Genomic DNA, 19,076 nt, shown 5'->3' with positions numbered 1-19,076 from the left:
TTTTTATTCTGGATATTCAATTCTAAGATGGTAAATATTAGTAAGTTTTAATTTTAGCACCTTTTTTATTTCTATAATTTCTTTAAATGTAATATTGGCATTAGAAAATTGATTAGCTCTCATTTGCCCATCAATAATTTTATCTACAAATTCATCTATCATTAAAAAAGTAGGGTTTTTTAAACTTTTTGAAGCTGCCTCTACCGCATCTGCCATCATTAAAATTGCAGTTTCTTTAGAAAAAGGTAATGGACCAGGATATTTAAAATCGTCTTCGTTCACCTCTTCATCAATCTCTGACTGTTTTTTAAAAAAGTAATACACTTTAGAGGTTCCGTGATGTACCCTTATAAAATCTATAACCCTGTCTGGTAAATTATTTTTACGTGCTATTTCTATACCATCCAATACATGGTTTATAATAATTTTTGCACTTTCTAAGGGTGTATGCTCATTATGCGGATTTACATTGGTTACTTGGTTTTCTGTAAAATAAGTAGGGTTATTCATTTTACCAATATCATGATATAAAGCTCCTACCCTAACCAACATTGCATTTGCTCCTATTTCTTGTGCTGCTGCTTCTGCCAAATTTGCTACTTGTAAAGAATGATGAAATGTACCTGGCGCCTTGTTAGAAAGCTCTTTAAGTAATTTGGAGTTGGTATCTGATAATTCTAACAATGATACGTCTGACACTAATCCAAAAATCTTTTCGTAAATATAAATAAGCGGTTGTACAAAAAGAGTAATCATTCCGTTTAACAAAAACACACCAAATGTAACCGCATACATATTATTTAAATTACCCTCGTGTATAATATGAAAAGCAAAATATCCTATTATATATATTAAAGTAATTTGCCCTACAGAAATAAATAAATTAGCTCTTTTATACAATTGAGAAACCGTTAATATGGTTACAATACCAGCCATTATCTGAAGAAAAATATACTCAAAACTATTTGGCACAACAAAACCCAAAATTAATAATGTAAGCACATGTACAAAAAGACCTAAACGGGCATCAAAAAACGTCTTTAGTATTAACGGTAATATACATAACGGTACTACGTATACATAGGCTTCATTATACTTAATTACCATTGTGGTTATAAAAACCATTAGTAAAATATTAAAGAATATAAAAGTTACTTTAGTGTTATTTTTAAATACCGAAGCCCTATATTTTTTTAAAAATAAAAGCAACATTAGCAATACAAGAGCTACCAAAATTGTGTAACCAGATACAATTATGTAATAATTATTATCCGTCCAAAGCTCAGACTCATATTCTTGTTTTAAAGAGTTTAATATTTTATAATTATCTGCTTCTACTACTTCTCCTTTAACTATAATTAGTTTGCCTTCATCAATAGTACCACGAGTAACAGAGATTTTGGCTAATTCCTCATCTAAAGTTTTTTTAGAAATATTATCGTTATAAAAAACATTAGGTTTTACTATGTTAAAAAATAGCTTTTTAAATTGTGTGTTATATGTTGTTAGTTGCTTTTTTCGTAATACAGAAGTTATAATTTTGTCTATACTTTGTATGCTTGTAACATCATTGTAACTTAATTCTTTAGCTTCATTATTACGTAATAAAAAAAACTTTTGAGTTTTTGATGCAACTTTATTTTTTTTAATTATTCCGTTTAAATAAAGCGTATTTAATATTTCTTGACCTACAGATTTTAAATATCTTTTTTCTTCAGAGTTTAACCCTAAGTCATTAAATGCATTATTAAAATTAGTATTGTATTTTTTTGTGACCGATGTAACAATGTCCTGGTTATAGGTATAATAATCTAAATGAGAATTTTTTACTATTTGCTTTTCTTTTTCAATTTCTGATACATCTTTTTTTATGGAAAAATCAAAAGGTGCATATAAATTTTCATACTGCCACGGTTTTCCTTTTTGAAACTCGTACTTAAACTTACCTCCTTTAGGAAAGAAAAATACAATTAAGAAAATGGTACCCACATATAGAAAGCACTTGTATAGTAACGATTGATTTTTATAAATTTTCTCCAAGATAGATTTTGTAGTTAAAGGGAACTTTTTCCAAAAATAGAAAATTATGCGCTTAAAAAATGGTTTTGACAAAAGAACCCTACTCTATGTGCATTAATTTATTAATTTTGCAACACTAAAATTTAGAATTTATGAAAGATGTTGTTATAGTTTCTATGGCAAGAACTCCAATTGGGAGTTTTTTAGGATCATTATCTAGTGTTGCAGCTCCAAAATTAGGTGCAATTGCTATAAAAGGCGCGTTAGATAAAATTAAACTAGAGCCATCTCAGGTTCAAGAAGTTTTAATGGGTAATGTAGTACAAGCTGGTGTTGGACAAGCTCCTGCAAGGCAAGCGGCTATATACGCTGGTATTCCAAATACTGTTCCTTGCACAACAGTAAACAAAGTATGTGCTTCTGGAATGAAAACTATAATGCAAGCTGCACAGTCTATTGCTTTAGGTGATAATGATATTGTTGTTGCTGGTGGTATGGAAAATATGAGTATGGTACCACACTACGTACATTTAAGAAACGGACAAAAATTTGGACCAACATCATTAGTAGATGGGTTACAAAAAGATGGTTTAGTAGATGCTTACGACCAAAATGCAATGGGCGTTTGCGCAGATGCATGTGCTACAGAATATAAATTTAGTAGAGAAGACCAAGATAATTTTGCTATACAGTCTTACAAAAGATCTGCTGCTGCTTGGGAACAAGGTAAGTTTGCCAATGAAGTTGTACCAGTAGAAGTACCACAAAGAAGAGGCGAGCCAGTTCTAGTTTCTGAAGACGAAGAATTTAAAAATGTGAAACTAGAAAAAATACCTGCATTAAGACCTGCTTTTACAAAAGAGGGAACTGTAACTGCTGCAAATGCATCTACTATTAATGATGGTGCTGCTGCTCTAGTACTTATGAGTGCAGATAAAGCAAAAGAGTTAAACTTAACTCCTTTAGCCAAAATTAAAAGCTATGCAGATGCGGCACATGAACCAGAATGGTTTACAACTGCACCAGCAAAAGCTTTACCAAAAGCATTAGATAAAGCAGGTATAGCAATAGATGACGTAGATTATTTTGAATTTAACGAAGCATTTTCTGTTGTTGGTCTAGCCAACATGAAAATATTAGGTTTAAATGACTCCAACGTAAATGTTAATGGTGGTGCTGTGTCTTTAGGACATCCACTAGGCTGCTCTGGAGCAAGAATTGTTATTACTTTACTAAGTGTATTAGAACAAAATAACGGAAAAATTGGAGCTGCTGCTATTTGTAATGGTGGTGGTGGTGCCTCTGCAATTGTTTTAGAAAAAGCGTAATATAGCGGAATAGAACAATTTGTATGCAATACGGTATTTGTAATCTTAGTATAGTTCCAGTACGATTTACACCTGAAGAAAACTCAGAAATGGTTGCTCAACTTTTGTATGGCGACCATTTTAAGGTTCTTGAACACCGTAAATTTTGGAGCAGAATAAGAATTGCTTTTGACGGTGTAGAGGCCTGGGTAAGTAATAATCAGTTCTATTTTATTGATGAAGATGATTATGATGCCTTAGATGCTACCACAGACATAGCATTAAGCTCGGATTTGGTAGCATTTATTTCTGCCTCAGAAAACGATTTAATGCCTGTTATTGTAGGTTCTGTTTTAAATGGTATACCTATATTAAACCATTCTTTTGAAGGTAATTATATACAAGGCATACAAAGTAAAAGTAAACTTGTAAATACCGCATTATTGTATTTAAATAGTCCTTATTTATCTGGAGGAAAAACGCCTTTTGGTACAGACAGCGCTGGTTTAACACAAATGGTTTATAAGATAAATGGCTATAAATTGCTACGTACAGCGCAAGAACAGTCTACACAAGGAGAACCACTTAGTTTTATTGAAGAAAGTGAACCTGGAGATTTAGCCTTTTTTGACAATAAAGAAGGTGTAATAGACCACGTAGGTATTATTATGCAAGACAACTACATTATTCATTGTCACGGCAAAGTACGTATAGACCGCATAGACCACACAGGAATTTTTAATGCCGAACTAAAAAAATATACGCATCAATTACGTGTTATAAAAAAGATAATTTAAACTAAAGTTAGTTTACTTTAATGCATAAAAAAGCCTTCATTTCTGAAGGCTTTTTACTTTGTTTAAGTTTACTAGAAAATTACTCTCCTAATAATTTTTTAAGACGCATAAAGTTTTCTGTATCACCTAATGCACCGTAAATGTTTTTTAACTGTGATAACAAGGCTTGGTTACCTGGAGTTTGTTTTAAAGCATCTTCTAAAATTTGTGCTCCTTCTCTAAACAAACCGTCTTTTTTAGCTTTTAACTCATCATACTTAGCAATATCTGCTCTAGAGCTACCTAATGCATTCATAGCATCAATTAAACCGTTACCTTCATTTACATATGTTGTAGATAAGTTTAATTGTGCGTTAACATATCCAGGATTAAGCTCTATTGCTTTTTCATAAGCAGATCTTGCCTCTGCAATGTTTTCTTGCTCCATATTAATTACGCCAATATTGTAAAATAAATCAGGGTTATTTGGGTCTACTCTTGTAGCTTCTGCCATTAACTCTTTAAACTTATCTTTATTACCTAATTTATATTGTAGGTTTGCTTCGTTTAAAATTAAGTTTACATCACCAGGATTGTTAGCTCTTGCATCTTTGTAAGCCTCTAATGCTTTTTCATCTTCACCTAATTGAGTATAAATTAACGCAATGTTTTTAACAATCTCAGCTTTTCTTGATGGAGACTTTTCCTCTTTTGGATCTTTGTATTGTTTAGACTTAACCATTAAATCTCTTTGAGCTTTAGCCATTTCCTCTCTCTCTCCTGTTGCAATATTTACTGCAGAGTACTTAACTTCACTACCGTCATAATTTATGTCTTTAAGCTCATTATAATATTTAAGAGCTTTTTCCATATTTTGCGCATTTACAGCACTGTTTGCTGCATAAAATAAGTAAACAGTATCTTTTTTGCTCAAGTTATAAGCTAGGTATAATTTGTCTGCACCAGCTTCAAACTTTTTTTCATTATTATCTTTAATTGCTGCGTTAACAATATCACCAGTCATACCAGTCATAGCTTGCTTTGCTTCTACTGTATATTTCTTTTTACCTACTTCTTCTTCGTAAGCAATTAAATCGTTAAAAGCAGCTATAGATTTTTTAAAAGCTCCCTCTTCACCTGCTTTAGCAAGTTTAGAATATGTTTTTCCTTTTACTAAATAGTAAAGTGCCTTTGTTTTTGGGTCTGCAGATCCTAATAACGGTTCTGCCTTATCTAAAGCAGCTTTAGCCTCTGCAGCATTATCAGATTTTAATGCTTTATCAGCAGCTTTAACTTCATTCTTTTGTGCAAAAGACATTGCAGAAAAAGACATTGCTGCTGTTAATATTAAAAATTTAGTTTTCATTTCAATTTCTATTAAATAATTAGTGTAAAAAATTTATTCTTCAGTTGATTCCGTTGTATCATTATCAAGAGCCGTGCCATTATCAGTATCACTATCTGTATTTTGTGGTCCTTCTGGATTAGCGCCTTCTAGATTTTCTTCATCTACAGCATCTTCGTCTTTCATAACTTTTGCAACTGCTGCAATAGAATCTTTTCCTTTTATATTTATTAATCTAACACCCTGTGTTGCTCTACCCATAACACGTAAATCTTCTACGCCCATACGAATTGCAATACCAGATTTGTTAATAATCATTAAATCATCAGAATCTGTAACATTTTTAATAGCTACTAAACCACCAGTTTTATCAGTAACACTAATGGTTTTTACACCTTTACCGCCTCTGTTGGTAATTCTGTAATCTTCTAAGCTAGAACGTTTACCGTATCCTTTTTCAGAAACTACTAAAATATCATCATCAAAGTTGTGTACAGATACCATACCTACAACTTCATCATTATCATCTGCTAATGTAATACCTCTAACACCAGAAGCATTTCTACCCATTGGTCTTGTTTTACTTTCTTCAAACCTAATGGCTTTACCAGATTTTAATCCTAAAAATATTTGACTAGTACCTGTTGTTAATTTAGCTTCTAACAACTCATCTCCTTCTTTTATACCTATGGCATTAATACCGTTTAAACGAGGTCTTGAGTATTGCTCTAAAGATGTCTTTTTAACAGTACCTTTTTTGGTAGCCATAATAACGTAGTGACTATTTACGTACTCTTCATCTTTAAGATCTTGAGTACATATAAATGCCATTACTTTATCATCTTGCTCTATATTAATTAGATTTTGTATTGCTCTACCTTTAGATGTTTTACTACCTTCTGGTATTTCGTAAACACGCATCCAAAAACATTTCCCTTTTTGTGTAAAGAACAACATATATTGGTGATTTGTACCAACAAATAAATGCTCTAAAAAGTCTTCGTTTCTTGTTGATGATGCTTTTTGCCCTACACCACCTCTATTTTGTGTTTTGTATTCTGATAATGGCGTTCGTTTAATATAACCTGCATGAGATATGGTAATAACCACTTGCTCATCTGGTATCATATCCTCAATACTTAAATCACCCCCTGCAAAATTAATTTCAGATCTTCTTTCGTCTCCGTATTTCTCTTTAACTTCTAAAAGCTCATCCTTAATTATTTGCATTCTTCTATCTTCATTAGCAAGAATATCTTTTAAGTCTGCAATGGTTTTTATAATCTCATCATACTCTGCTCTTAACTTGTCTTGTTCCAGACCTGTTAATTGGCGCAAACGCATTTCTACAATTGCTTTAGCTTGTATTTCAGACAGCTCAAACCTTTTAATTAAGTTCTCTCTTGCTTCATCTGCGTTAGAAGAACCTCTTATTATAGCAATTACTTCATCTATATTATCAGATGCAATAATTAAACCTTCTAAAATATGAGCTCTGTCCTCAGCCTTTTTAAGTTCAAACTTTGTTCTACGTACAACTACTTCATGTCTATGCTCCACAAAATAGTGAATCATTTCTTTAACATTAAGTAATTGTGGTCTTCCGTTAACTAGAGCAATATTGTTTACACTAAAAGATGTTTGTAATGCTGTATACTTAAATAATGTATTTAATACAATATTTGGTATAGCATCTCTCTTTAAAATGTATACAATACGCATACCGTTTCTATCAGATTCATCTCTAATAGTAGATATACCTTCAATTTTTTTATCGTTAATAAGGTCGGCTGTTTTCTTTATCATATCAGCCTTGTTAACTTGGTATGGTATTTCTGTAACCACAATACACTCTCTACCCTGAACTTCTTCAAAAGTAGCTTTTGCACGCATTACAACTCTACCTCTACCGGTTTTAAAAGCTTCTCTAACACCGTCATAACCATATATAATACCTCCTGTTGGAAAATCTGGAGCTTTTATATGAGATATTAATTCGTCTATCTCTATGTCCTTATTATCTATATAGGCAACAGTACCATCTACAACTTCAGATAAGTTGTGTGGAGGCATATTGGTTGCCATACCTACTGCAATACCAGAAGCTCCATTTACTAATAAGTTTGGTATTCTTGCAGGTAAAACTGTTGGTTCTTTTAAAGAATCGTCAAAATTTAATTGATGATCTACAGTGTCTTTTTCTATATCTGCCAACATGTCATCGGCAATTTTACGCATACGTGCTTCTGTATAACGCATTGCTGCAGGGCTATCACCATCTATAGAACCAAAGTTACCTTGGCCATCTACAAGCATATAACGCAAACTCCATTCTTGAGCCATACGTACCATAGAATCATAAACAGAAGTATCTCCATGAGGGTGATACTTACCTAAAACCTCACCCACAATACGGGCAGATTTCTTATGTGCGCTATTGGAACGAACACCCAACTCATGCATACCATACAAAACCCTCCTATGTACTGGCTTTAAACCATCTCTTACATCTGGCAAGGCACGTGATACTATAACCGACATTGAATAATCAATGTAGGCAGATTTCATTTCGTCTTCTATGTTTATTGGAATAATTTTTTCCCCTTCTGCCATATTAAAATCTTATATACTAATTTGATTAAAAATTGATGCCAATATACATAAAATCATCACGAGAAAAGCAATATTAAGTTACTTTAATACAATATTTATTAACACTTTTTAATAGGCAAATAGTTAATAATTATTTAAATTATGATAGTCAAAGCTGTTTTTTTCGACAAATATTCAAACTTTAACGAATATAGGAACAGTATTTGCCTTATATAAAAATAGATTTATTACTTTTATAATTGATTAAGGATTAATTTATGGATGACAATTTTTCACCTAGAGTAAAAGATGTAATTGCGTATAGCAAGGAGGAGGCATTAAGACTTGGACACGATTTTATTGGTACCGAGCACTTAATGCTTGGCTTATTGCGTGACGGAAACGGAAAAGCAATTAATATATTAGATGCATTAGAGGTAGATTTAGATCATTTGCGACGCAAGGTGGAAATACTTAGCCCAGCAAATCCTAGTTCTGACAATTTGCAAAAAGATAAAAAAAACTTGCACTTAACAAGGCAAGCAGAACGCGCACTAAAAACAACTTTTTTAGAAGCTAAGCTTTTCCAAAGCTCTTCTATTAATACGGCGCATTTATTACTATGTATTTTGAGAAACGAAAATGACCCTACTACAAAGCTTTTACATAAACTAAAAGTAGATTACGATAATGTAAAAAGTGAGTTTAAAACAATTATTACCAAAGATGAAGACTACATAGACACACCAAGAGCTGAGTCTTTCCCTGGCGACACCGATGGTGATAATGATGAAAAAGAAAACTTTGGAGGTGGCGCTACTGCTGGACCAAAATCTAACAAAAAATCTAAAACACCTGTATTAGATAATTTTGGTAGAGATTTAACCAAAATGGCAGAGGAAAATAAATTAGATCCTGTTGTTGGTAGAGAAAAGGAAATAGAGCGTGTATCTCAAATATTATCTCGTCGTAAAAAAAATAACCCACTTTTAATTGGTGAACCAGGTGTTGGTAAAAGTGCCATTGCTGAAGGTTTGGCATTACGTATTATCAATAAAAAGGTTTCTAGAATTTTATACAACAAACGAGTTGTTACTTTAGATTTAGCTTCTTTAGTTGCTGGCACCAAATACCGTGGCCAGTTTGAAGAGCGTATGAAGGCCGTAATGAACGAGCTTGAAAAGAATGATGATATTATTCTTTTTATTGATGAAATACATACTATTGTTGGTGCTGGTGGTGCTACAGGAAGCTTAGACGCTTCTAATATGTTTAAACCTGCATTGGCTCGTGGAGAAATTCAATGTATTGGCGCTACTACTTTAGATGAGTACAGACAATACATAGAAAAAGATGGTGCTTTAGAACGTCGTTTTCAAAAAGTAATAGTAGAGCCTACTTCTGTAGACGAAACAATAGAAATTTTGCAAAACATTAAAGGCAAGTATGAAGAGCACCATAATGTTAATTATACAGATGAAGCTTTAGTAGCTTGTGTAAAATTAACGAACCGTTATATGACAGACCGTTTTTTACCAGACAAAGCTATTGATGCATTAGATGAAGCTGGATCTAGAGTACACATAGTTAATATGGATGTACCAAAACAAATTCTTGAGTTAGAAAAACAACTAGAAGATGTTAGAGAACTTAAAAATACGGTTGTTAAAAAGCAACGTTATGAAGAGGCTGCAAAACTAAGAGATGATGAAAAAAGAATTGAAAAAGACTTAGCTCTTGCTCAAGAAAAATGGGAAGAAGAAAGTAAATTACACAGAGAAACAGTTACAGAAGAAAATGTAGCCGATGTTGTGTCCATGATGAGCGGTATTCCTGTAAACAGAATTGCACAAACTGAGATTAACAAATTAGCAGAATTACCAAGTTTAATTAAAGGTAACGTAATTGGACAAGATGATGCTGTAGCAAAAGTATCTAAAGCTATACAGCGCAATAGAGCTGGACTTAAAGATCCTAATAAACCAATTGGTTCGTTTATATTTTTAGGTCAAACCGGTGTTGGTAAAACCCAGTTAGCTAAAGTACTAGCAAAAGAGTTATTTGATTCTGAGGACGCACTTATACGAATTGATATGAGTGAGTATATGGAGAAATTTGCCATTTCTAGATTAGTTGGTGCTCCTCCAGGATATGTTGGTTATGAAGAAGGCGGACAATTAACTGAAAAAGTACGTAGAAAACCTTATTCTGTAGTTTTACTAGACGAGGTAGAAAAGGCACACCCAGATGTATTTAATATGATGCTTCAAGTACTAGATGACGGCTTTTTAACTGATAGTTTAGGTCGTAAAATAGACTTTAGAAATACTATTATAATAATGACATCTAACATTGGAGCACGCCAGCTAAAAGACTTTGGCCAAGGTGTTGGTTTTGGTACATCTGCCAAAAAAGCACAAGCAGATGAACACCAAAAAAGTGTTATAGAAAATGCCCTTAAAAAAGCATTTGCTCCTGAATTTTTAAATAGAATTGATGACGTAATAGTATTTAACCCATTAGAAAGAACAGATATCCATAAAATTATTGACATTGAGTTAAGCAAACTTTATGCAAGAATTAAGGATATAGGGTATAACTTAACATTATCAGAAAAAGCAAAAGACTATATTGCAGACAAAGGATTTGACAAACAATATGGTGCAAGACCTTTAAAAAGAGCAATTCAAAAGTATATTGAAGATGCTTTAGCTGAAGAAATAGTGAACTCTAAGCTAGAGGAAGGAGATAGTATTTTTATGGACTTAAACGATGAAAAAAACGAACTTACCATAAAAATTAAGAAAGAAGGAAAAGCATCTGAAGCTTAAAAAAAAACGTAAGTTAATAAGTACAAAGGAGTCAATTTTTATTGACTCCTTTTTTTATTTAGTTTATAATTAACGTAAGAAAATCAAAGCTAGAAAAGCATATTAGCAACTGTTAAAGGATATATTAACCTTTTATCTAGTTTTTTTCTAATTATCTTAACATAAAATTAATTTAGCTTCTGAACACTATTTTACTACATACAGAATATGAAGATGGGGCAAACCAAAAAGGCTGTAATTGTTAAAGAATACCAATTAGAGTCTGGCAAAATATACATATATGACAACTATATGGTAGCTTCTTTTGATGAAGGAACTACTATTACATTAGAAAAAGCTTTTCAAATTATAGGAATATCCGAAATACACTTTAGAGATAAAGATTTTGGGTACATTAGTTTGCGTAAAAATTCATATGCAATAGACCCCACTGTTTATAATTTTGTTAGAGGCTTAGAAAACCTTAAAGCATTTGCTATTGTTTCTGTAAAAGAAATAGATATGCACAATTTCAAAATTGAAAAAATGTTCTATAAAAAGCCTATGAAATTTTTTATTGAATATACAAATGCTCTTAGCTGGGTAAAAAGAAGGCTAGCTACCGCAGCGGCAACAAAAACTAAAGAATAGTTTAAGTGCCACTTTAGTAACTTATAAATTATGCTTTTTGTTGCTCTTGTTGCTGAGGAGCTTCTGGTCTTTTAAACAATTCTATAAAAGCCCCACCAATAGTGTTTACTATAGATGAAGCAGTTAAAGATTGATATCCTAAACCTTCCACAGCAAGGTCACCTGCACTCCCGTGCAAATACACTCCAAAAATTGCAGCCACTACTTTTGGATATCCTTGCGCAATTAAACCGGTAATTACACCAGTAAGTACATCTCCACTACCCGCTGTTGCCATACCAGGATTACCTGACGTATTTATAAAACCTTTTCCTTGATATAAAACTATGGTATGAGCGCCTTTTATCACTAAAATACATTTTAGTTCTATTGAAAATAGCTTAGCTTTCTCTAATTTATCAAAATCGTTTTCCCATTTACCTATTAAACGTTCTAATTCCTTAGGATGAGGAGTTAGCACACTATCTTCCGGAATCAACTTTAATAAATCTCTATTTTCAGATATAATGTTTAATGCATCTGCATCTATTACCAATGGTATTTTATTTTGCCTTAAAAATTTACCAAAAGCTTCTACCGTTTGTGGTGCTTTTCCTAAACCTGGACCAACACCTATAACAGTTGGCTCTAAGTCAAAATCAAAATTAGCTAAAAGATCATCATTGGCTCCAGTTTGCACCATAATTTCTGGCATAGAACTTTGCATTGGTACATACCCGCATTTAGGCAATAAAGCAGACACCAATCCGCTACCAGAGTTTAATGCTCCTTTAGCCGCTAAAATAGCCGCCCCAACTTTACCATAGCTTCCACCTATAATTAAGGAATGTCCATAAGTTCCTTTATGAGCAAACTTTTCTCTAGGTATGTAACTTTGTAAAACCTCGTTTTTACTTATTAAAGTATAAATTGTTTCTGTAACCGTTAAGTACTCTGGATCTATACCTATGTCAATAATTTCCCATTGGTTACAGTAGATACCAGTTTGTGGTAAAAAGAAAGCTAATTTAGGTGACTGAAAAGTAAGTACATGATTGGCGTGTATTATTGCTTTAGGATTTTCTACAATCTTATCTAAGAATAAACCAGAAGGTACATCTACAGCTAAAATAAAAGCTTCAGAATTATTAATATGCGTCATCAAACTAGCTACCCAATTATCTGGTGTCCTGTTTAACCCAATTCCAAAAATAGCATCTACTATAATATCCTCTCTGCCAATAGCAGGCAGTTCAGTTTCTGTAGATAAAAAATTAGGCCAAACATTTCTATCCTTTAAGCGCTTTAAGTTTATTAAAAACTCTTCTGTTCTTTTTTCGTTATAGTTTACAATGTAAACTTCAATATTGTAACCATGTTCTTTTAAGTGTCTGGCAACAGCTAACCCATCACCTCCATTATTTCCAATTCCACAAAACAAATGTATTTTTGGTTGTGCACCTTGTAGGCGTAAGTGTAACCAGTTAAATATTTGTACAGCAACGCGCTCCATAAGCTCATCACTCGTAATTTGTTGTTTTTCAATTGTAAATTTATCAGCTTGGTATATCTGTTCTCCTGTAAAAATCTTCATTCTATAAAAATATTAAGCTTTTACTATTAAATTGGTAAAAGTTTTAGAAATCATTTGTTTAAAAACACAAAAGTACTACATTTGACTTGTTAATAAGCAAAGCTTAAACAAACATTTTGGACAACGTAACTACATTTTTTACTACAATTTTTACTTGTGTTATAACAAACACAACAATTACCCCTTTGGGGTAATCTGCTATATAATACACGTCCGTTTACGTATTGTTTAAACAATACAACATATAAAAATCTATAATTATTTTACAATGAAAGTATTAAAGTTCGGCGGAACTTCGGTTGCCAATGCCAAGAACATAGGGTTAGTTAAAAATATAGTTAAAAACAATAAAAATAAAACAGCAGTTGTTGTTTCAGCTTTTGGAGGAGTAACAGACTTGCTATTAAATGCCGCTAAACAAGCGTCTTTACACAAAAAAGAATACAAAAAAACTTTTTTGGAGATTGAAGAAAGACACATATCTACAATTAAAGAATTAATACCTGTTGCTAACCAAAGTAAAGTGCTAAGCAAGGTTAAAAGCGAATTAAATATTTTAGAAACACTATTAGAAGGTGCTTTCTTTATTGGAGAAATAACTCCTAAATTATCTGATAAGATTGTGAGTTATGGTGAGCTATTATCATCATATATAATTAGTGAATATTTTATAGCCGAGGGTTTAAATGCAAACTACAAAGATAGCAGAGATTTACTTAAAACAAATACCAATTATGGTAAGGCTGCAATTTATAGTTTTAATGAAACCAATATGTTAATTAAAGACTTTTTCTCTAAAAACAAGAGTAAAATTACAGTTCTTGGTGGCTTTATTGCTTCATCTATAAAAGGAGACTCTACAACTCTTGGTCGAGGCGGATCTGACTATACTGCGGCTATTATAGCTGCTGCTATAGATGCAGAAAATTTAGAAATTTGGACAGATGTTAGTGGAATGTTCACAGCAAATCCCAAATTAGTAAAACAAGCTAAGGCTATAGAATACATATCTTACCAAGAGGCTATGGAATTATCTCATTTTGGAGCAAAAGTTTTATACCCTCCTACAATACAACCTGTCTTAAGCAAAGGAATTACTATTACGATAAAAAATACTTTTGATCCAGACTCTAAAGGCACAACAATTACCAAAAACTTAAATAAAAACGGGAAAACTGTACGCGGAATAAGCCATATAGACAACATAAGTCTTATATCATTAGAAGGTTCTGGTATGGTAGGTATTCCAGGTATATCTAAACGTTTTTTTGAGGTATTATCAATAGCGCAAATTAGCATAGTACTAATTACGCAAGCGTCATCAGAACATTCTATTTGTGTCGCAATTAATGCTGATGATGTTTTGGTTGCCGAAGAAGCAATTAATAATGAATTTGAATATGAAATTTCATTAAAAAAAATAAAGCCTGTTTTAGTAGAAAGTAACCTTGCAATTATTGCCTTAGTTGGTGATCATATGAAAAACCATCAAGGTTTAAGTGGCAAAATGTTTAGTACACTCGGAAAAAACAATGTAAACATTAGAGTTATAGCGCAAGGTTCATCAGAGCGTAATATATCTGCTGTTATAGATAAAACAGATGTTAAAAAAGCACTAAACTCCCTCCATGAAAAATTCTTTGAAGAGAACACTAAACAACTTAACCTATTTATAATGGGTGTAGGTAATGTGGGATCCAAACTATTACATCAAATTAAACAACAAAAAAAATACTTAAAAGAAAACCTAAAACTTAATGTTAGAGTAATTGGCATATCTAATTCTAGAACTATGTTTTTTGATGAAGATGGCATTTCTCTTAAAAATTGGGAAACTTTACTTTCTAGTGGAGAAAAAGCAAATAAAGAAGCCTTTTTTGATAAAGTAAACAGTCTAAATTATAGAAATAGCATATTTGTAGATAACACTGCTAGTGATGTAGTTTCTAACACGTATGCAGACTATCTTAGCAATAGTATTTCTGTGGTAACATGTAATAAAATTGCTTGCTCATCTCAATACACAAATTATAGCAAACTAAAGTACTTAGCACAAAAATATAATGCTCCGTTTTTATTTGAAACCAATGTTGGTGCTGGTTTACCAATAATAGATACCTTAAAACATTTAATAGCATCCGGAGATAAAATTTTAAAAATACAAGCTGTATTGTCTGGTAGTTTAAACTTTGTTTTTAATAATTTTAACAACCAAACAACATTTCATGATGTTGTTAAACAAGCACAAGAAGAAGGCTATACAGAGCCAGATCCAAAGATTGACTTGAGTGGGATTGATGTTGCTCGTAAAATTTTAATTTTAGCTAGAGAAAGTGGTTATAAATTAGATATTGATGAAATTAAAAACAAACCTTTTTTACCTCTAGAAAGTTTAAATACAACTAATAATGATGACTTTTTTGCGTCATTAATTAAACATGAAGCTTCTTTTCAAGATATGTACAAAGCTGCAGCAGAAAAAGATTCTAAATTAAAATATGTTGCACAATTTGAAGACGGTAAAGCTAGCGTTGGATTACAACATATTCCTAAAGGGCACGACTTTTATAATCTTGAAGGAAGTGATAATATCGTATTATTTTTTACTGAAAGATACCCAAACCAACCTATGATAATAAAAGGTGCTGGAGCTGGCGCAGACGTAACTGCCTCAGGTATTTTTGCAGATATAGTAAGAATAGGAAATTTTTAATTATGAAAAACGAAATTAGGGTATTTTGTCCGGCTACAATAGCTAATATTTCTTGTGGTTTTGATGTTTTAGGAGTTGCATTAGATAACGTTGGAGATGAAATGGTTGTTAAAAAAACAAGCAAAAAAGGAATAATTATCACAAAAATAGATGGTCAAGAATTACCGTTAGAAACTCATAAAAATGTAGCTGGTGTTGCTGGTTTAGCATTCTTGTCTGCATCCAACTATAACGGAGGTTTTGAAATTGAAATATATAAAAAAATTAAAGCTGGCAGCGGTATAGGAAGTAGTGCTGCAAGTTCTACTGGTGCTGTTACAGCAATGAACAAGTTATTAGACGAACCCTTTAGTAATTTAGAACTTGTACAGTTTGCAATGAAAGGGGAAGAACTTGCAAGCGGAGTACAACATGCAGATAACGTTGCACCGGCTATATTTGGTGGTTTTACTTTAGTACGTAGCTACAACCCTTTAGATGTAATAAAAATAAATACTCCAAAAGAATTATACGCTACAGTTATACATCCTCAAATAGAAATTAAGACATCTGACTCTAGAAAAGTTTTAAAAACAACCATATCCTTATCAGACGGAATAAAACAATGGGGTAATGTGGGCGGACTAATAGCAGGTCTTTACACTGAAGATTACAACTTAATAGGCAGATCTCTAGAAGACCACATAGTAGAACCCATACGTTCCATACTTATTCCTGCTTTTGATAATGTTAAATCTGCATCAATAAATTCTGGCGCTCTAGGTTGTGGTATTTCAGGTTCAGGACCTTCAATCTACGCCTTAAGCAAAGGACTTAGAACAGCAAAAAAAGTAGCAGAAGCTATGCAAAATGTATATAACAAAGTAGGTATACCCTATGATATTCACGTATCTAAAATAAATACAGAAGGAATAAAAATTATAGCATAAAACAACACTATTTGTAATACACAGTAAAAAATAATAGCTACTATTTGTAAAACTAGGTTTATATATTGATTTTGAGAGTACTAAAAAAACATATTAAGTTTTGCCGTTTGTTTGGTTGTTAGTATATTACCGTTATAAAGAAATCCAAATACACACATTATGTTGGAAGACAACAAAGAAGAACTACAAAACAATGTAGGGGGTGATAAAAATTCAGAAACTACTGATCCTAAAACTGTTTCAGAGAAAACTACTGAAATAGAAAGTGATAAGATAGAAAAAATATCAACTGATATTTCTGATGATAAAGAAATTTTAAATGAGATTGAAGAAACCAATGCAGAAGATGCAGAGGATAATGACAATCTTCAAAGACATGATATTCCCTTACTTGATTACCATGCTATGAGTATGGAAAATTTAGTTGGAGAATTACAGCGTCTAGTAAAAAACGAAAAAGTACAAGCCATAAAAAAACATGTAGATGGCATTAAGTATGAATTTGATTTAAAATTTCAAGAGTTTCTAGAACATAAAAAAGAAGAATTTATTAGTAATGGAGGTAATGAAATTGATTTTAGATACAACTCGGTAACTAAAAGACAATTTAATGAGGTGTATTCAGATTACAGAGAAAAAAGAGATGCATACTATAAAAGCTTAGAGCAGAACTTACAAAGTAATTTAGACAAACGCTTACAAATAATTGAAGAATTAAAGGGCTTGGTTAATGTAGAAGAAGATATAAATACTACCTATAAAAACTTTAAAGATTTACAAGAAAACTGGCGTAATGCCGGCCCAATTCCTAGAACGGAATATAACAATGTATGGAGAACTTATCACCATCATATAGAAATTTTTTATGATTTTTTACACCTAAATAGAGAACTTAGAGATTTAGACTTTAAACACAATTTAGAAGAAAAACTTAAATTAATAGTTCGCGCCAATGCATTGGCTCATGAACCAGATTTAAACAAGGCTTTTAGAGAATTACAAACTTTGCATAAAATCTGGAAAGAAGACATAGGTCCTGTAGGCAAAGAACATAGAGAACAAATTTGGGAAGAATTTAGCAACGCTACTAAAGTCTTACACCAGAGAAGACAAGATTATTACAAAGAATTAGATAAGGTTTACGAAGTTAATCTAGATAAGAAAAATGAAATAATTTCTAAAATAACAGAAATTGCAAAAAATACATCTAGCAATCATAAAGAACTTCAAAAACAAATAAAAGAAATAGAAGCATTAAGAGAAGAATTCTTTAAGGCTGGAAAAGTACCTCAAAAATTTAACGAGCAAACTTGGGCAACTTTTAAAGATGCTGTAAAATCTTTCAACAAATCTAAAAATGCATTTTACAAAAACTTAAAAAAGGAGCAACAAGACAATCTAGACAAAAAAAGAGCATTATTAGATATTGCACTTAAAACAAAAGATAGTGAAGATTGGGATGCTGCAACAAAAGAAATGAAGCGCATACAAGGTGAATGGAAAACTATTGGCCATGTTCCTAGAAAGTATTCAGATAAAATATGGAATGAGTTTAAAGGAGCATGTAACCATTATTTTGATAGATTACACGCTTTAAAAAATCAATCAAGCAAAGAAGAACTTGAGAATTTAGAATACAAAACTGCATGTCTAGATAAACTTAAAGAATTTCAGTTATCTGGGGATAGATCTAAAGACTTAGCTACAATTAAAGAATTTATTAACGAATGGAAAAAGTACGGGCACGTACCATTTAAAAAGAAGAACATCAATAATAAGTTTAATACAATTTTAGATGCAATCTTTAGAAAATTAGATATTAGCAAACAAGAATCTGAATTACTAAAGTATGGTGATAAAATACAAAAACTATCTAGTAGTGATAATGAAAATGCTATTTACAAAGAAAGACTATTCATTAAAAGAAAAATTGATGAAAGTAAAAATGAAATTCGTCAATTAGAAAACAACTTACAATTTTTCTCTAATGCATCTGAAGATAATCCTTTAGTTAAAAATGTACTAAAAAACATAAATAATCAAAAGGAATCCTTAAATACATGGAAAGCAAAATTAAAAAAGCTAAATATACTAGAAAACAGCATTAATAAAGAGGAAGAAGATACTGCTGGAGAGGAAGAATAACAATTTAGATAAAATGTATTAAAGAGAGCAAAATATAATTGCTCTCTTTTTTTGTTCAATAGTTACATTATCATTTTTACAAATCCTTGAATTCATCTATAACACCAAAAGCCCTAGAATATAATTTCTAGGGCTTTTTTGTATCTTATAGTCATTAGCTTTTAAATAGTTTTAAATAGCTTAATTTTAAGCTAAAAGCAAGTATCCATATTAACC

Annotated in this window: 11 protein-coding genes; 7 read left to right on the top strand and 4 right to left on the bottom strand. The window is 31.7% G+C overall.

All coding sequences use genetic code 11. The features are described 5' to 3' along the window. Positions 1-3: 3 nt before the first annotated feature. Positions 4-2,040 carry an HD family phosphohydrolase gene (locus tag BFJ87_RS08795; RefSeq protein ID WP_077402962.1) on the bottom strand — a complete coding sequence of 679 codons (2,037 nt, stop codon included), beginning with the start codon at positions 2,038-2,040 and terminating at the stop codon, positions 4-6. A gap of 131 nt (positions 2,041-2,171) precedes the next feature. Between BFJ87_RS08795 and BFJ87_RS08790 the strand changes: the two genes are divergently transcribed. Both BFJ87_RS08790 and BFJ87_RS08785 read left to right on the top strand, forming a co-directional pair. Then, entirely contained in the window at positions 2,172-3,347 is a 1,176-nt protein-coding gene (locus BFJ87_RS08790; RefSeq protein WP_077402959.1) for an acetyl-CoA C-acyltransferase, read from the top strand. A 23-nt stretch (positions 3,348-3,370) separates the two neighbouring features. Continuing rightward, positions 3,371-4,123: a C40 family peptidase gene (locus tag BFJ87_RS08785; protein WP_077402956.1), complete on the top strand. Its 753-nt coding sequence runs from the start codon at positions 3,371-3,373 to the stop codon at positions 4,121-4,123. A gap of 79 nt (positions 4,124-4,202) precedes the next feature. On the opposite strand, the gene BFJ87_RS08780 is transcribed toward BFJ87_RS08785, so the two are convergent. Both BFJ87_RS08780 and gyrA read right to left on the bottom strand, forming a co-directional pair. Continuing rightward, complete coding sequence (locus tag BFJ87_RS08780) at positions 4,203-5,468, bottom strand: tetratricopeptide repeat protein (RefSeq protein WP_077402953.1); 1,266 nt, start codon at positions 5,466-5,468, stop codon at positions 4,203-4,205. Between the two features lie 33 nt (positions 5,469-5,501). After that, entirely contained in the window at positions 5,502-8,060 is a 2,559-nt protein-coding gene (gene gyrA, locus BFJ87_RS08775; RefSeq protein WP_077402950.1) for a DNA gyrase subunit A, read from the bottom strand. Positions 8,061-8,317: 257 nt separating this feature from the next. Here gyrA and BFJ87_RS08770 point away from each other — a divergent pair, with 257 nt between their 5' ends. Together BFJ87_RS08770 and BFJ87_RS08765 are read left to right on the top strand one after the other, a co-directional pair. Further along, a complete protein-coding gene (locus BFJ87_RS08770) occupies positions 8,318-10,870 on the top strand; it encodes an ATP-dependent Clp protease ATP-binding subunit (RefSeq protein WP_077402947.1) in 2,553 nt (850 codons plus the stop codon). Between the two features lie 207 nt (positions 10,871-11,077). Next, positions 11,078-11,500 carry an STAS/SEC14 domain-containing protein gene (locus BFJ87_RS08765; RefSeq protein WP_077402944.1) on the top strand — a complete coding sequence of 141 codons (423 nt, stop codon included), beginning with the start codon at positions 11,078-11,080 and terminating at the stop codon, positions 11,498-11,500. A gap of 28 nt (positions 11,501-11,528) precedes the next feature. Here the strand turns inward: BFJ87_RS08765 and BFJ87_RS08760 are convergent, their stop codons facing one another. Beyond that, the gene (locus tag BFJ87_RS08760; protein ID WP_077402941.1) at positions 11,529-13,073 is read right to left on the bottom strand and encodes a bifunctional ADP-dependent NAD(P)H-hydrate dehydratase/NAD(P)H-hydrate epimerase; all 1,545 of its coding nucleotides are present in this window, start codon (positions 13,071-13,073) and stop codon (positions 11,529-11,531) included. A gap of 268 nt (positions 13,074-13,341) precedes the next feature. Here BFJ87_RS08760 and thrA point away from each other — a divergent pair, with 268 nt between their 5' ends. From thrA to BFJ87_RS08745, 3 genes are all read left to right on the top strand, one after another. Then, complete coding sequence (thrA, locus tag BFJ87_RS08755; RefSeq protein ID WP_077402938.1) at positions 13,342-15,786, top strand: bifunctional aspartate kinase/homoserine dehydrogenase I; 2,445 nt, start codon at positions 13,342-13,344, stop codon at positions 15,784-15,786. Positions 15,787-15,788: 2 nt separating this feature from the next. After that, the gene (locus BFJ87_RS08750) at positions 15,789-16,715 is read left to right on the top strand and encodes a homoserine kinase (protein WP_077402935.1); all 927 of its coding nucleotides are present in this window, start codon (positions 15,789-15,791) and stop codon (positions 16,713-16,715) included. Positions 16,716-16,874: 159 nt separating this feature from the next. Beyond that, a complete protein-coding gene (locus BFJ87_RS08745; protein ID WP_077402932.1) occupies positions 16,875-18,860 on the top strand; it encodes a DUF349 domain-containing protein in 1,986 nt (661 codons plus the stop codon). The last annotated feature ends 216 nt before the right edge of the window (positions 18,861-19,076 follow it).

Origin of the sequence: Cellulophaga omnivescoria (assembly GCF_001999725.1) — a bacterium.
Taxonomy (GTDB): Bacteria; Bacteroidota; Bacteroidia; order Flavobacteriales; family Flavobacteriaceae; genus Cellulophaga; species Cellulophaga omnivescoria.
The sequence above is the reverse complement of the archived record's forward strand: the minus strand, read 5'-3'. Positions and strand labels throughout refer to the sequence as shown.

Excerpts from the sequence above, each read along its gene's own strand:
- BFJ87_RS08790 (WP_077402959.1), top strand. The coding sequence starts at position 2,172 with ATGAAAGATGTTGTTATAGTTTCTATGGCAAGAACTCCAATTGGGAGT.
- BFJ87_RS08785 (WP_077402956.1), top strand. The coding sequence starts at position 3,371 with ATGCAATACGGTATTTGTAATCTTAGTATAGTTCCAGTACGATTTACA.
- BFJ87_RS08780 (WP_077402953.1), bottom strand. The coding sequence starts at position 5,468 with ATGAAAACTAAATTTTTAATATTAACAGCAGCAATGTCTTTTTCTGCA.
- gyrA (WP_077402950.1), bottom strand. The coding sequence starts at position 8,060 with ATGGCAGAAGGGGAAAAAATTATTCCAATAAACATAGAAGACGAAATG.
- BFJ87_RS08770 (WP_077402947.1), top strand. The coding sequence starts at position 8,318 with ATGGATGACAATTTTTCACCTAGAGTAAAAGATGTAATTGCGTATAGC.
- BFJ87_RS08765 (WP_077402944.1), top strand. The coding sequence starts at position 11,078 with ATGAAGATGGGGCAAACCAAAAAGGCTGTAATTGTTAAAGAATACCAA.
- BFJ87_RS08760 (WP_077402941.1), bottom strand. The coding sequence starts at position 13,073 with ATGAAGATTTTTACAGGAGAACAGATATACCAAGCTGATAAATTTACA.
- thrA (WP_077402938.1), top strand. The coding sequence starts at position 13,342 with ATGAAAGTATTAAAGTTCGGCGGAACTTCGGTTGCCAATGCCAAGAAC.
- BFJ87_RS08750 (WP_077402935.1), top strand. The coding sequence starts at position 15,789 with ATGAAAAACGAAATTAGGGTATTTTGTCCGGCTACAATAGCTAATATT.
- BFJ87_RS08745 (WP_077402932.1), top strand. The coding sequence starts at position 16,875 with ATGTTGGAAGACAACAAAGAAGAACTACAAAACAATGTAGGGGGTGAT.